General features: G+C 66.9%; 7 protein-coding genes. 3 read left to right on the top strand and 4 right to left on the bottom strand.

The features are described from left to right. The first annotated feature begins 6 nt into the window (after positions 1-6). Entirely contained in the window at positions 7-3726 is a 3720-nt protein-coding gene (locus tag KA419_04095; GenBank protein MBP7865108.1) for a CHASE domain-containing protein, read from the top strand. 186 nt (positions 3727-3912) lie between these two features. Here the strand turns inward: KA419_04095 and KA419_04090 are convergent, their stop codons facing one another. After that, positions 3913-5922: a hypothetical protein gene (locus KA419_04090; GenBank protein ID MBP7865107.1), complete on the bottom strand. Its 2010-nt coding sequence runs from the start codon at positions 5920-5922 to the stop codon at positions 3913-3915. A gap of 304 nt (positions 5923-6226) precedes the next feature. Here KA419_04090 and KA419_04085 point away from each other — a divergent pair, with 304 nt between their 5' ends. Then, positions 6227-7789, top strand: coding sequence for a B12-binding domain-containing radical SAM protein (locus tag KA419_04085; protein ID MBP7865106.1), 1563 nt, complete (start codon positions 6227-6229; stop codon positions 7787-7789). A 255-nt stretch (positions 7790-8044) separates the two neighbouring features. Here the strand turns inward: KA419_04085 and KA419_04080 are convergent, their stop codons facing one another. Together KA419_04080 and KA419_04075 are read right to left on the bottom strand one after the other, a co-directional pair. Next, positions 8045-8854, bottom strand: a complete 810-nt coding sequence (locus KA419_04080; protein MBP7865105.1) for a class I SAM-dependent methyltransferase — start codon at positions 8852-8854, stop codon at positions 8045-8047. Positions 8855-8962: 108 nt separating this feature from the next. Beyond that, positions 8963-9190: a hypothetical protein gene (locus KA419_04075; GenBank protein MBP7865104.1), complete on the bottom strand. Its 228-nt coding sequence runs from the start codon at positions 9188-9190 to the stop codon at positions 8963-8965. Between the two features lie 190 nt (positions 9191-9380). On the opposite strand from KA419_04075, the gene KA419_04070 reads away from it, so the two are divergent. Next, on the top strand, positions 9381-10985 hold the full coding sequence (locus tag KA419_04070) for an ankyrin repeat domain-containing protein (protein ID MBP7865103.1): 1605 nt from the start codon (positions 9381-9383) through the stop codon (positions 10983-10985). A gap of 291 nt (positions 10986-11276) precedes the next feature. Here the strand turns inward: KA419_04070 and KA419_04065 are convergent, their stop codons facing one another. Beyond that, positions 11277-14639, bottom strand: coding sequence for a hypothetical protein (locus KA419_04065; GenBank protein ID MBP7865102.1), 3363 nt, complete (start codon positions 14637-14639; stop codon positions 11277-11279). Positions 14640-14687 lie beyond the last annotated feature (48 nt).

Raw genomic sequence — 14687 nt, 5'->3', positions numbered from 1 at the left:
TCCGGGATGAACCGAACGATCCGGATTCTCCTCGTTGTCGTCGTCGGCTTCGCCGCCGCGCTGCTCCTGATCTGGAGCGTAGACCACTTCATCGTTCAGCCCGCTTTCCAGAGGCTCGAGCGGGCCCAGGCCGAGGAAGACTGTGCCCGCGCCCGGGGGGCGGTCGAAAGAGAACTCCACCAACTGGGCAACCTGATCGGCGACTGGGCCAACTGGGACGACACCTGCGCCTTCGCGGAAACCCGCAACCCGGAGTACATCCGCTCCAATCTCGCCGACCGGGACCAACTGGAGCGGGACAGCCACCTCAACCTCATCTACTTCTACGACAACGCCGGGACGCTCCTCTACGGCGGCACCTTCGACTCCGATCTCGGCGGGGCCCTCGACCTCCCCGCCTTCTCGGGCACGTCCCCCTTCATCCTCCCGACTCTCAGGCCGGTGTTCCGGAACCACCAACCCGTGGAGGGCATCCTCCGGACCGATTTCGGCCCCCTGCTGATGATCGCCCGCCCGATTCTCTCCACCGGGGGCCAGGGCCCCCCCCGCGGCGTGGTGGTCTTCGGGCGTTTCCTGGATGCCGCGCTGGTGCGCTCCCTCGCTCAACAGGCCCACCTGTCGTTCGAACTCTTCCCCTCGGGCGACCGGCGCCTGTCGCGGGAAGAGCAGGCACTCCTGGCCCGGGTCGTCCCGGGCAACCCCCGGATCGGCACCGGGCAGGACGGGACCGCCTTCCTGTACGACGTCCTCCTCGACCTCAACGGCCACCCCGTGGCCGCGCTCCGGGTCGCCGTCCGCGGGGACATCGCCGCCACCGCCCGGAGCACCAGCCGGATGCTGATGGGGGTGCTGGGGTTGGCGGCCGTCATTCTCCTCCTGGCCGGCGCGTACGTCTTCAGCCGGGCCCGGGGCGAACCCGCCGCCCACCTCGGCGCGGCGGGTTGGGGGACCCTCGTGCTCGCCGCGCTCATCGGCGTCACGCTCAGCACCGGCGCCTTCCTCGAAATGAGGCGGCACTCCCGCGCCACGCTGGAAGACCTTTTCCGGAACCGTGCGACGGAGAGGGCCCGCGGCATCTCCCAGCGTTTCGTCGGCGCACTTCACTCCCTGATGTCCGTGCGTCGTGCCGTGAACATCCTCGGCGAGATCGACGAACACGCTTTCACCCAGTTCAACACGCCCCTCCTGTTCGAACGCGGCTTCCGTTTCATTGCCTGGGCACCCCGGGTGAGCCGTGCCGAGCGCGAAGGCTACGAGGCCCGGGCCCTCACCGAAGGGGCGCCCCAGCCGGCTGTCACGGCCCGCCAACCCGGCTCCGGCTTCGGGCCCGCCCCCCCTCGGGACGAGCACTTCCCCCTCCGCTTCATCAACCCGGTTTCCGGCTTCGATCTCCTGACGGGCTTCGACCTCGTCTCCGACCCCGACATCCGGGCTGCCGTGGAACGGTGCGCCGGCACCGGCCTTGCCGCCGTCACGGGACACGTTGCCTGGCTTCCCGAAACGGCTTCCGCCGACCTGATGATCCTCGTCCCCGTCTACGGATCCGACCCCCGGCGCATGGTCCCGGCGGACCGTCGGCGGAACCTGAAGGGCCTGGTGGTGGGGGCGCTCGAACTGCAGAACCTGTTCAGGAACGACAACGAGCCCGCCCCACCCCCCGAGCTGAACGCGTGCCTCCTCGACCTGTCGGCGGAAGGACGACCGCGCGTCCTCTTCCGGGACCGCTACCGGCAACAGCCCCCCGAAGGCGCCGAGTCCTCCCGCCTGGTCTCCTCCACCGACCTGCCGTACGCCGGCCGTCTCTGGCGACTGGTGATCCTGCCGGAAGCCGCCTTCATCGAGCGGAACGACCGGGGTATGCACTGGTGGGCGCTGGCCGTGGGGCTCCCCCTCACCGCCCTCGTGCTCCTCTACCTCCAGGCCCTCCTTTCGCAACGGCGCCGGGCGGAGGCCCAGATACGGGCCCGAACCCGCGATCTCCTGGCGAGCGAGCAACGGTACCGGGAGATCACCACCCGCCAGGAAAACCAGCAAAAGGCCGTAGCCGCCATCGCCGTGTCTCCCTTCATCCCCACGGGCCAACTGAGCCCCCTGGCCCGGGAAATCACCGAGAAAGCGTCCGTCACCTGCGGCGTCGAACGGGTGAGCATCTGGCTGTTCGACGAGACGGAGACCCGCCTGGTCTGCCTCGACCTCTTCGAAGCCTCCCCCTGCCGCCACACCTCGGGCAGGACCCTGTCGGAGCACGAGTTCCGGGCCGAGTTCGCCGCCCTCAAAACCACCAGTTACGTGGATGCGAACGACCCGCTCAGCGACCCCCGGACAGCAGGTTACGTCGAGGGCTACCTGAAACCGAACCGGATCACCTCCATGCTGGACGTGGTGATCCGCTCCGCCGGGCGCAACCTGGGGGCCCTCTGCCTCGAGCACGTCGACTGTCCCCACCACTGGGAGCCCGACGAGGTCGCCTTCGCCTGCCAACTGGCGGACCAGGTCGCCATCGCCATCGCCAACGCGGCGAGGCTCCGGTCGGAAGAGGCCCGGAAGGACCTCGAGGAAAGGCTCCTGCGGGTCGAGAAGATGGAGTCTTTGGGGCTGCTCGCCGGTGGGGTCGCCCACGACCTGAACAATGTCCTGGGCGTCCTGGTCGGCTACTCCGAACTGCTCCTGATGGACATCCCCCCCGACAGCCCCCTCCGCGAGCACGTGAGCAACATCATGGGCGCCGGCGAACGGGCGGCGGCCATCGTCACGGACCTGCTCACCCTGGCACGCCGGGGGGTCGGGACGCGCTACGTGGTCAACCTCAACGAAACCGTCACGGCATTCCTGAAGACCCCCGAGTTCTCCAAACTCTGCTCGTTCCACCCGCGGGTCGACGTCTCCACCGATCTCGACGGCGACCTGCTCCGGGTCCTGGGCTCACCGGTCCACCTGGGGAAGACGCTGATGAACCTCGTGTCCAACGGTGCGGAAGCCATGCCCCTGGGCGGGCGCCTCGTCATCCGGACCCGGAATCGGTACCTGGACCGTCCGCTCTCCGGCTACGACCACGTGGTCCCCGGCGACTACGTGGTGCTGTCGGTTTCCGACACCGGCGAGGGGATAACCCCCGAGAACCTCAAACGGATCTTCGAGCCCTTCTACACCAAAAAGATCATGGGGCGGAGCGGGACGGGCCTCGGTCTCTCCGTGGTCTGGGGAACGGTCAAGGACCATGACGGCTACATCGACGTGGTCAGCAGCCCCGGCGAAGGGACGACGTTCTCCCTGTACTTCCCCGTGACCCGGCAGCACGGGGGCACGGATGCGAAGCCCTCCACCGAGAGCTATGCCGGTCGCGGGGAATCCATCCTGGTGGTGGACGACATCCGGCAGCAACGGGAACTGGCCTCCGACCTGCTCAGCCGCCTGGATTACCGGGTGGCGACCGTCTCCAGCGGGGAAGAGGCCGTCAAATACCTCAAGCAGCAACCGGTGGACCTGGTCGTCCTGGACATGATCATGGACCCGGGGATCGACGGGCTCGAGACCTACCAGCGGATCCTGGACGTCCGCCCAGGCCAGCGGGCCGTCATCGTCAGCGGTTTCGCCGAGACGGACCGGGTCCGCGAGGCCCAGAAGCTAGGCGCGGGCCCCTACATCCGAAAGCCTTACATCCAGAAGAAACTCGGTCTCGCTGTCCGCGCGGAACTCGACCGGCCCCTGCGAACCCCCGCTCACTGAGGCCCAAATCTGATGAGCCCGCAAAAAGTCGCGAAAGGGGGATTTCCCGCGAATAACACGAATATACGCGAATCGGAATGACACAAATCATTTATTTCTTTGGATTCGCTATCTGCGTCAATCGGCGTTATCCGCGGGAAAGAGCCAATTGGCGACTGTTGCGGGAGCATCAAATTTCTACAAAAACTAGCGCGTGATCGTGTTGAGGACGACCTCCATGAGGTCGAGCGTGTCCACCTTGCCGTCCAGGTTCACGTCGGCGCACTCCGCTCCGCAGGGGAGCACGGTCCGGCTTCCCGCCAGGAACTGCGACAGGAGTGATACGTCGTTGTCGGTCACTGCCCCGTCCAGGTCCACGTCCGCCCGGTTGTCCACCCGGTAGACGATCAGCTTGCCGCTGTCCCAGCAGGCGGCGTACAGGTAAGGATAGTGGTAGTCCGTCCGCATGGGGGCCGACGGGGTCGCCGCATGGGCCGCCTCGTAGATGTGCAAATCGTCGCTGATGTCCAGGACCTGGATGCCGTTCACATCCGTCCCGACAAAAGCGTAGGGGAACCGGATCAACAGCGAGTACATGTAGCTCCGTGCAGCAAAGCTGAACAGCAGGACCGGGGACGTGGGGTCCTGAAGGTCGTACTTCTGCAAGAGATTCGACGCCGTAAGGTAGACCTCGCTGCCGTAAAGGCCGACATCCCGGATCCCCGGGGGAACATCCAGGGTGCCCAGGATCAAAGGGCTGGCCGGATTGTTGACATCGAAAACGACCAGGCCGGGGTTCCCGTCCGCCACGTAAACACGGGGGAAGGCCACGGCACAGTTGTGCCCGGACCCCGGGGTGTCGCTCGCGCCCACGATCACGGGGGCCGCCGGGTTCGTGATATCGACGATCTGCAACCCGCTGGATTCATCCGCGACGTAGGCGTAGTTGTTCAGGATCTCCACGTCGCGCGCCGAACCGGGGGTGTTCACGGACCCTGACACGACGGGATGGACAGGGTCGGCGATGGAGACGATGATCAGCCCCATGCTGGCGGCCGCAAGGTAGGCGTAATCCCCCTGGACCTCCACCGTCTGAACGTCCCCGATCGATCCCAGGTTCGCCACCGGCACAGGGGTTGCGGGATTGGTCATGTCAAAGACGGTCAAGCCCTTGGTTCCATGGGCCAGGTAGGTATAACTCCCGGCGACCCGAACGCCGTTGGCGGAACCGGATTGATTGAACGCCCCCAGGAGAACCGGGGCGGAGGGATCGGAGATCGAGACGACCTGCAGACCGTCCGCAAGGCAGGCGACGAAGGCCGTTTCCCCGGCCAGGTGCACTCCGAAAGCGTTCCCGGGAAGGCCGAGATGGCCGGCCGTCACCGGGGCGCCCGGGGACGACACGTCGATGACGTACACCCCGCTGGACTCCACCGCGGTCACGACGAAGTTCCCCACGACTTCCACATCCCTCGTGTTGACCGCGGTGCTCCAGGTGGAGACGAGGGTGGGTGCCGCCGGGTCGGCCACGGAGACGATCCGGACCCCCTTGCCCCTGTCGGCGAGGAAAGCAGTGTTCCCTGCAACGTCAACCTGGGCCGTGCTGCCGTCCGTATCGAGACCGCCCCTGAGGACTGGCGCGGCCGGGTTCGAAATGTCCACGATCACCAGGCCATTGGCGTAATCCGCCAGGTAGGCATTGTTCCCTGAAACCTTGACTCCCCGGGTCTCGCCAGGGGTGTCATACTGGCCGATCTTCATGGGGTTCGCCGGGTCCGTGACGTCCACGATCACCAGTCCCTTGCCGGCGGCGGCCAGGTAGGCCGTGTTCCCTGCCACCTGGACATCGTACGTGTTGGTTGCGCTGGGGACATAGCTTCCGACAATGAAGGGGGCGGTGGGATCGGACACATCCATGATCTTCAGTCCGCCGTAACCGTCGGCGACGTAGAGGTAATTCCCCTGAAGGGCCAGTCGATAAACGCTTTGAGGCGTGTCGCACTGGCCGATCCGGCTGATGGCCGCGGGGTTCGAGACGTCGAGGACGTCCACGCCCGCCGCAACGGCGGCGCAGTAGGCCACGTTCCCCGATTTCAGCACGTGGAGATAGTTTCCCGTCCCCCACTCCCCCTGCTTGACCAGGTTCAGGTGCGCGGCCGGCACCCGCCAGGCGGCCAATCCAATCACAAGAACAAAACAAACTGCGCGATTCATCATGTTGGCCTCTCTTCGCATTACTGTCTGATCGGATGGGCAATGTCAGATCCAGTATATCCCCGGGCAGCCAAACCGGCAAATGAAATGATTCAAGCCGGGCGTCTTTTCGGCGACGGCGACGATCTTTCTCCTTCAATTTCCTCTCCCTGTGTGATAGGATAACTTATTATTGACAAGGGCTGCCGGCAGCCCTTTTTCCGCAACCCTTACGGCTTTCGAGCGTACCATACTCCTCTTCATCCCGCAGATCTCGGGGTGCATTTCAGTCTGCGGAAGCATCCCCGCAGCAAACGGGAGCCGATCCGTGCATATCCTGCTCTACGTCCCGGACAACCAGGTCACCGAGAACTTCATGCCGCAGCTCTGGCCTTTCATCCTGCAGCGGCGGACGCCCGAGGAACACCGGGTGACCATCATGGACGGCAACGTCACGCGTCATACGCCGGGCCAGGTGGCCGATTTCGTGGTGAAGGAGCAGGTCGGGCTCGTGGGCATCGGGTTCATGACCCGGATGGCCCAGAAAGCCTACCGGGTCGCCGACGCCATCCGGGAGGTTTCGACCGTCCCCATCGTCATGGGGGGGCCGCACGTCACGGCGGAGCCGGACGAACCCCTGGGCGAGGGCGGCGGGCCCCGGCACGCCGACGCCGTGGTCCTGGGCGAGGCGGATCAGGTCTGGCCCCGGGTGGTGGAGGACGCCGCCGCCGGCCGGCTGCAGCCGCGCTACGGGGACACCCTCCCGGAGGGCCCGGCCGATCATCCAAGCCTCGACACCTATCCCGTCATCCACTGGGACCGGATGGACCTTTCCCCCTTCGACCTCATGCGCTTTGTCCCGTCGACGGTGAAACGGCTGCTCCAGCGACTGAAGATCCCCATTGAACGGCTCTACATCTTCCCGGTGGAGTCGGGGCGCGGGTGCCCCTACGGGTGCGAGTTCTGCTCCGTGACCGGGTTCTTCGGCGGGCGGCCCCGCTTCCGGACGGCTGAGAACGTCGTGGAGGAACTGCTTCTCATCCAGTCGGTCGCCAAGCGCGACGGGGCCCAGGCGGTGGTCTTCCTGGTGGACGACAACTTCGCCATCGACCGGGAACGGGCCAAATCGCTCCTGCGGGAGATGATCCAGCGGGGCATTGACCTGCCGTGGTGCGCGCAGATCAGTGTCAACCTGCTCAAGGACGAGGAGATGGTGGACCTCATCGTGAAGGCGGGCGGCCGCCTGATCTTTATCGGCCTGGAATCCGTGGAGGCCGAGAGCCTGGGCAGCGCGCGCAAGTCCTTCAACCGGCCTTCGGAGTACGCCGCGGTCCTGGAGAAAATGGCCCGGAAGGGGCTGACCGCCATCACTTCGTTCATCTACGGCCTGGATGCGGACCGTCCGGGGTGTTCCCGGCGGGTCCTGAACGCCATCGAGAGCTGGCCGCCCGTGATGCCGGTTTTCTGCCTCCTGACCCCGCTCCCGGGGACCCCCCTCTACCGGCGCCTGGCGGAAGAGGGACGACTGACCCGCCCCAAGCACTGGCTGGATTTCCAGGCCAACAAGGCGGCCTTCACACCCCGCCACCTCACCCAGGACCAGGTGGAGAAGGAACTTCTGCACTCGTGGAAAAGGAGTTACCGGGCCGCCGCCTTCGCCCGGACGCAGCGCTGGTTGCGGAGGAACGGCCGCCCCTTCGAGCAGCAGGCCACGCTCTTCGTCTTCCGGTTGATCTTCCGGGGGATCTATTTCCCGCAGAAGAGCCTCTGGTCGTGGGTGCGCCTCCTCGGACGCAACACCTTCACCCTCTCGACCCTGGTCCTCCAGGCTTCCGCCCGCTTGCGGAAGCGCAAGAAGGCCGCCCGCCGAAAAGAGGGGAGTCAAGCCTGACACCCCCGCCATAAGTCGCATTTTACCCGCGAATCACGCGAATGAACGCGAATCAGAAATCAACAATCAATGGAGATTATTCGTGTTATAAATTCACGTCTATTCGTGTTATTCGCGGGAAATCCCCCTTTCGCGACTTTTTACGGGAGCGTCAAGCCTGACGGGTTTGCAAAAAGTCGGGAAACGAACCCCACAGTGTCGTAACCCCTTTGTCTGAGCCATCGCCCAGAGGGCGATGGTACTTTTTCGACCGCATCAAGGCTGGAAGGAAGACGTCCCGTAGAGCCCGGCCAGGCGGGCGAGGGCGGTGGCCTCGCGCATGAAGCCGGGGTTTTCCCTCACGCGGTTGGGGCGGTCCCACCGGGAACCCGGACGGGCGATGACACTGAAGCAGTCGATGAGGCGCCGGCAGAGCCAGTTCACCTTCTCCTGGCCGACGCAGGACAGCCCCGCCTCCCGGGCGGCGGCCGCGAAACCCGCGGCGGTGACGCCGGGGTCGCGCCAGTGGGGGGTGACGTCGTCGATGAGGCCGAGACGGTCCAGGGTGCGCTTCCCCCGCGGGATCCGCCGGAGAAAAGCGTGGTAACCCGCGTGCTCGCCCAGGTTGGAGTGGTGGATGAACCCGGCCCCGTCCTTCCGCAGCGTGCGGGCGGTTTCCCCCAGGTAGGCCCGCAGGACGCCCAGGTCCACGTGGACCAGGGAGTCGAAGCTGAAGACGAAGTCCACGCTGTCGTCATCGACCCCGGCCAGGGACTTCCCGTCGTTGACGTGGTATTCGAGGCGGGCGTCGCCCCGGAAACGCTCCCGGCACGCCGCGATGCACTTCTCCGACAGGTCCACCAGGACCAGTCGCCGGCAGTGGGCCTTGAGGTACTGCGTCCATCGGCCGAAGCCCGGGGCGACCTCCAGGAGGGTGTCCACCGGCAGGAAAGCCTGGATCCGGGGATAGATCGCCCCGTACCACTGCATCTCCGTGCTCCCCCATCGGGCGGACCACTCGTCCCCCGCCCCGCTCCAGTCGTAGGTCCCGCCCCACAGCGCCTGGTTTTCCGTCACACTCGGCATGGCTCGCCTCCTTCGTCCCCGTGGGGACCGGGGGATTGTAAAGCCCCGGGCGCGACCATGGCAAGCGCTTTCGCATGGCGCCGCACACCGCCTGCCGGAACGTTGGGGTCAGATGTGGGTCTGTTCGATCCACGTGGCCTTGAAGTCGGCGTAATCGGCCAGCAGGGTCCGCTCGTGCGCCGCCTCGTCATTGGCCAACTGGGTGAACATCCGGCCGAGCGGGGTGTCCGCCCCTGCCAGCACCGCGGCCTGGCGGTACAGCGCCTGGGCTTTCCGTTCTTCCTCGATGGCGATGGCAAACAGGTCGTGCAGGTTGCGCTCGGAGATTCCCGGCATGGTCGTCCTCCAGGACTTCAGAATGCTGCACTCACAGGATAGTCGGCCACGGGCTCGGAATCAAGGGCGATTTCGGGGGGTGTCCGGTAATCGTGCAGACAACAAGGGAAATCATTTTCACCGGTTTCGCGTATGCTTTGAGGATAACGGCTCCCGGAACCGGGAACCTCTCCCCGAACAGGAGGTCATCATGACAAAGACGAAGCGGGCCCTCTCCCCTGTGGCCCTTCTCCTGGCGTCCCTGGCGCTGATCTGGGCCCCGCTCCGCGCTTCGGACCTTCACGAGGCCGTGAAGCAGGGGGATGTGAAGGCCGTTGAAGGGATGCTCCAGGCCAAACCGGACCGGCTGAACCAGCGGGACGCCTATGACCGGACCCCGCTGTTCCAGGCGGCCCTGTCACGGCAGCCGGCGGTCTTCGATCTCCTGCTCTCGGCGGGTGCCGACGTCAACCTCCCCGACCGGGAAGGCTTCACCCCCCTCCATCTGGCCGCCTTCCTCGGCCAGGACGGCTGGGTGGGGGCACTCCTGGACCGGGGTGCGGTTATGGACACGCAAACCAACGTCTTCGGCTACGCGCCCCTGCATGCCGCGGCCCGAGGGGGGCACCTCAAGTGCGCCGAACGCCTCCTGGCGAAGGGGGTCCGCCTCAACCTGCGGGATGCCGAGGGGAACACCCCGCTGGCCCTGGCCGCCACTTACGGGCGCGGGGAAATGGTCGGGCTCCTGCTTTCAAGCGGTGCCTCCCCTCGCGACGAGGACCTGGCGGGCAGCACGCCCCTCCATCTCGCCGCCCTGGCCGGGTGCCGGGACTGCGTCGACCGGCTGCTCGCCGGCGGCGCCGCGGTGGACCCGAAGAACGCCTACGGGAACACCCCGTTCCAGGTGGCCGTCCGGGAAGGTCAAACCGCGGTCGCACAAGCGCTTTCTGCGGCCGGAGCCAAAGAAGGCCCCGCGGCGCCCCCGCCCCCCGGACGGCCGTACCTGGGCCAGAAGCGACCGGGGACCACGCCGGTGCTGTTCGCCCCCGGGATCGTCTCCACGGAGCGGCGGGAACTCAACTCGGTCTTCACGCCGGACGGGAGGGAATTCTACTTCACCATCCGGACGCCGAAGGGGCAGTGGCGAATCATGGTCATGAAACGCCGGGGCGGCCGGTGGACCCTGCCGGAGACCGCCTCTTTCTCCGGCGTTTACAGCGATGCGGATCTCTTCTTCTCCCCCGACGGCCGAAAACTCTGGTTCTGCTCGAACCGTCCCCGGACCGGCCAGGGCGACGCGGAGAAGGACTACGACATCTGGGCGGCGGAACGGGCGGGGGACGGCTGGTCCCAACCCGTCAACCTCGGCCCCCCCGTGAACTCGAGAGAGGATGAGTTCTACCCCACCGTCTCCCGGGACGGCACCCTCTACTTCCAGACCACCCGGGCGGACTCGCGGGGCGTCCGGGACCTCTATTGCGCCCGCTTCGTCGATGGCGCCTTCCTCGAGCCGGAGAACCTCGGCGACGCCGTCAACAGCCGGGAGATGGAGTCGGACGCCCTCGTCTCCCCCGGCGGGGAATGGATCGTCTTCTCCGTCAACCGGCCGGGCGGCCGCGGCCAGGGGGACCTGTACCTGAGCCGCCGGGACCGGAGCGGCTCCTGGTCCGCGCCCGTGAACCTCGGGGACCGGGTCAACAGCGCGGCCAACGAGAACTGCCCCGCCCTGTCGCCGGACGGCAAGTACCTGTTCTTCACCCGCGGCGGGGACATCTACTGGGCCGACGCCAGGGTCCTCGACCAAAAGGGTGAGTAGGCCGCAACTCCGGAGGGATCTCCATCGACATCGGTATCGGTATCGCAATCGGTATCGGTATCGGTATCGCAATCGGTATCGGCCTCGCAATCGGGGCTGCAATAACCCCTCGCCTTCGCCACCACCGTGGCCGTCCCTTTCTTCTTTGCACCCCGCCGTCCTTTGGGTCCCTTTGGTCCTTTAGGTCCTTTCGTCCTTTCAAGACCAGGAGTGCGAAGGGATGAAGGGACCCAAAGGACCTAAAGGACCAAAGGGACGGACATAACCGCCAGGGCAGAGGGGCCCGGCGCGCTATTCGGGGGGGTCAGCGCTGCGCGGCGGATCTTGCCGGGTCGTGTTCTCCGGGGCCGTCTCCAGCGGCAGGCGGAAGCCGAAGGTGGAGCCCTCGCCCGGGCGGCTGGTCACGAACACCTCGCCGCCGTGGCGCTCCACGATGCGCTTGACGATGGAGAGCCCCAGGCCGGTGCTGGACTCGCCCCCCGTAGGCATCGCGCTCAGCCTGACGTAAGGCTGGAACATCTTCGAGAGGTCGTCTTCCGTCAGGCCCGGGCCGCTGTCCCGGACCGACACCTCCAGGAAATGGCCCTCCAGGTTCGCCCGGAGGAGGATCTCCCCCCCGGGCGGGGTGTACTTGACGGCATTGCTGAGCAGGTTGTCCAGGACCTGGCTGAACCGGAGCCGATCCGTGACCAGGTCGGGGAGGTGATCCGGGATGTCCGCCGAGAAGCGGATCTCCTTGCGTTCGGCCTGCCTCCGGTGGAAATCGGCGCTCTCGAGCAGGAGCCGGACGGGGTTCTCCGGGTGCATGACCACCGCGAGGCTGCCCGTTTCGATGGCGGCGATGTCGAGGAAGCTGGTGAGGAGAGCGTTCATCTTCTCGCAGGCCTCGGAGATCTTCTGGAGGTACTTCATGCCCTGCGTCGGCTGGAACCGGTTGTCGGCGATCATTTTCAGAACCATGTCCGCGTAGCCCAGCACCGCCGTGAGCGGGTTCCGCAGGTCGTGAGCCGCCATTCCCAGGAACTCGGTCTTCTTGGCGTTGAGCCCCCGCAGTTCCTCGTTGGCTGACCGCACCAGCGTGTAGGCCTTTTCCAATTCCTCGTGCTTCTTCCGCAGTTCCTGGGTCCGCTGCACCACCAGTTCCTCCAGCCGGCGCTGCTGGACCCGGATCCGGCGGATGCGCTGCCGGTACGCCACGAGGAGGGCCAGGGCGACGAGGAGGGCGGTGGAAACCCGCAGCCAGGGCCGCTTCCACCAGGGCGGCACGATCCGCACCCGGATCTGGGCGCCCTCGGGGTTCCACACCCCGTCGCTGTTGGCGCCGCGAACCCGGAAGACGTACTCGCCCCCCTCCAGGTTGGTGTAGGCGGCACGCCGTTCCGCTCCGCAAGGGAGCCAGCGGCTGTCGAAGCCCTCCATCATGTACTCCATCCGCGATTTCCCGGGGTTCACGAAGTCCAGGGCGGCGAACTCGAGGGCGAAGAAATTCTCCCGGTGGGACAGCACGATCTCGGGGGTGACCGAGATATCCAGGGGGAGGGCGGCGGGGGAATTGAAGATCCGGAAGCCGGTCAGAACGATGGGCGGCGGGACGGGATTCTCCCGGATCCGGCCGGGGAAGAAGCGGTTGAACCCGTTGACGCCCCCGAAGAAGAGTTCGCCGCGCCTCGAGCGGAAGGCCGCGCCCCAGAAGAACTGGTTGCTCTGCAGCCCGTCCTCCTCGTCATAGTTCCGGAAAGTCCCCTGCAACGCGATGAAGCGTGACAGCCCCCGGTTGGTGCTCATCCAGATGTCGTGACGGTCGTCCTCCAGCAGGGCGTAGACCACGTCGTCCGGGAGGCCTTCCCGGATACCGAAGGACCGGCAGCGGCCGGTCCGCGGGTCCATCCGGCACACCCCGCCCCCGTAGGAACCGATCCAGAGCATGCCGGCCCGGTCGAGGTGCAGGGAGATCACCCGGTTGCTGCTCAGGGTGGCGGGGTCGTTCGGGTCGCTGAAGAACCGGCGGCAGCGTCCCGTGACGGGATCCATCCGGTTGAGCCCGTTCCAGGTCCCCACCCAGAGGGACCCGTCCGGGGCTTCCAGCAGGGCCCGGGACTGGACGCGGTTGTCGCTGAGGGATAGAGGGTCCCGGGGCTCGTTCCGAAAGTGGACGAAAGACCCGGTGGCCTCGTCGTACCGGTCAAGCCCCTCCTCGGTCCCGATCCAGGCCCTGCCGGCCCGGTCCACCAGGACGGCCTGCACGATGTCGCCCCCCAGGCTCGACGGGTCGCCGGGGCGGTTCCGGAAGTGCTCGAAGCGCTTGCGCCCCGGGTCCCAGCGGTCGAGCCCGCGGCCCCAGGTGCCGACCCAGAGGCGCCCCCGGGCGTCCTCGGCAATGCACGAGACGTGGTCCCAGGCCAGGCTCGCGGGGTCCCCGGGCCGGTTGCGGAGGCAACGCCACGTCCCGTCCGGGGCCTGAACGTTCAGCCCGCCGCCCAGGGTCCCGACCCAGAGCACCCCCCGGCTGTCCTCGAAGAGGCACCGCACCGTGGCGTGGCTGAGCCCCCTGCCCGGCTCGGGGTTGTAGCGGACGTGGGGAAACTTCCACTTCAGGGGGCTGTACTTGCAGACTCCGGAGCTGTTGCTGCCGACCCAGATGTTCCCGGCCCGGTCGGCGTGAACGGACAGGATCACGCCCGGGGACAGGCTGAACTTGTCGTAAGGGTCGGGCGTGAAGAAGCGGGGAGCCTCCTCCCCGGAAGCCAGGCGGATGAGGCCGAAGCCCCCGCCCATCCAGAAGACGTCCGCGGGCTCCTCGGTCATCGACATGACCTGGCGTCCCTCCAGGCGGGGGTCGTCGATGGCCCGGATGCGGGTCATGCGGCTGTCGGGCCCGTCCAGGCGCCCCATCCCCACGGTGGTCGACACCCAGACCCGGCCCCGGCTGTCCTCGAAGAGATTCTGCACGCTCGCCGGGACCCCGGGCGCCGGCGCCAGTTCCCCCAAGTCCACGGGCCGGGCGACGCCGCTGCGCGGGTCGAGGCAGTCGAGCCCCCGGTCGGTCCCCACCCAGACCAGCCCCCGCCGGTCCGCCAGGAGAGCGATGACCTGGTTGGAGCGGATCGTACGGAGGTCGCCGTCCCGGTGAAGGTACCGGCGGAACCGGCCCGTCGTCCGGTCCAGAACGTTGACCCCGCCGCGCAGGGTCCCGGCCCAGATGTTGCCCCGGGGGTCCTCCGAGAGGACCTGGACGTTGTTGTCGCTGATGGACGAGGGATCATCGTTCCGAAAGCTGAAATGCTCGAATCGGGTGGTTCGGCGGTCGAAGCGGTCGAGCCCCCCCTCGTTGGTCGCCACCCAGAGGAAGCCGTCCCGGTCCTCCAGAATTCGCCAGATGAAGTTGTCGGAGAGGGAACCGGGGTCCCCCGGCTCGTGGCGGTAGACACTCATCCGGGTGCCGTCCCACCGGTTCAGCCCCGCCTCGGTGGCGAACCAGAGGAAGCCCGTCCGGTCCTGGTGGATCCCCCGGACCGTGTTGTGCGAGAGCCCTTCCCGCAGCGAGAGGTGGTCGAACCGGACGTCGGAGTCCACCGCGCCCGCGTGTCCCATCACCCCCACGGCGAGCACCAGGGCGACGACAAGGCCGACTCTGTGAACGCGGCAGGTACCCAAGCCCGCTCCTCGCCCGTCCGGATTCGCCCCCCCCCGGGAAGGCCCCGG

Source organism: Acidobacteriota bacterium (genome assembly GCA_018001935.1).
GTDB lineage: Bacteria > Acidobacteriota > JAAYUB01 > JAAYUB01 > JAAYUB01 > JAGNHB01.
Note: the sequence above shows the minus strand (reverse complement) of the source record. Positions and strands in the feature narration are given on the sequence as shown.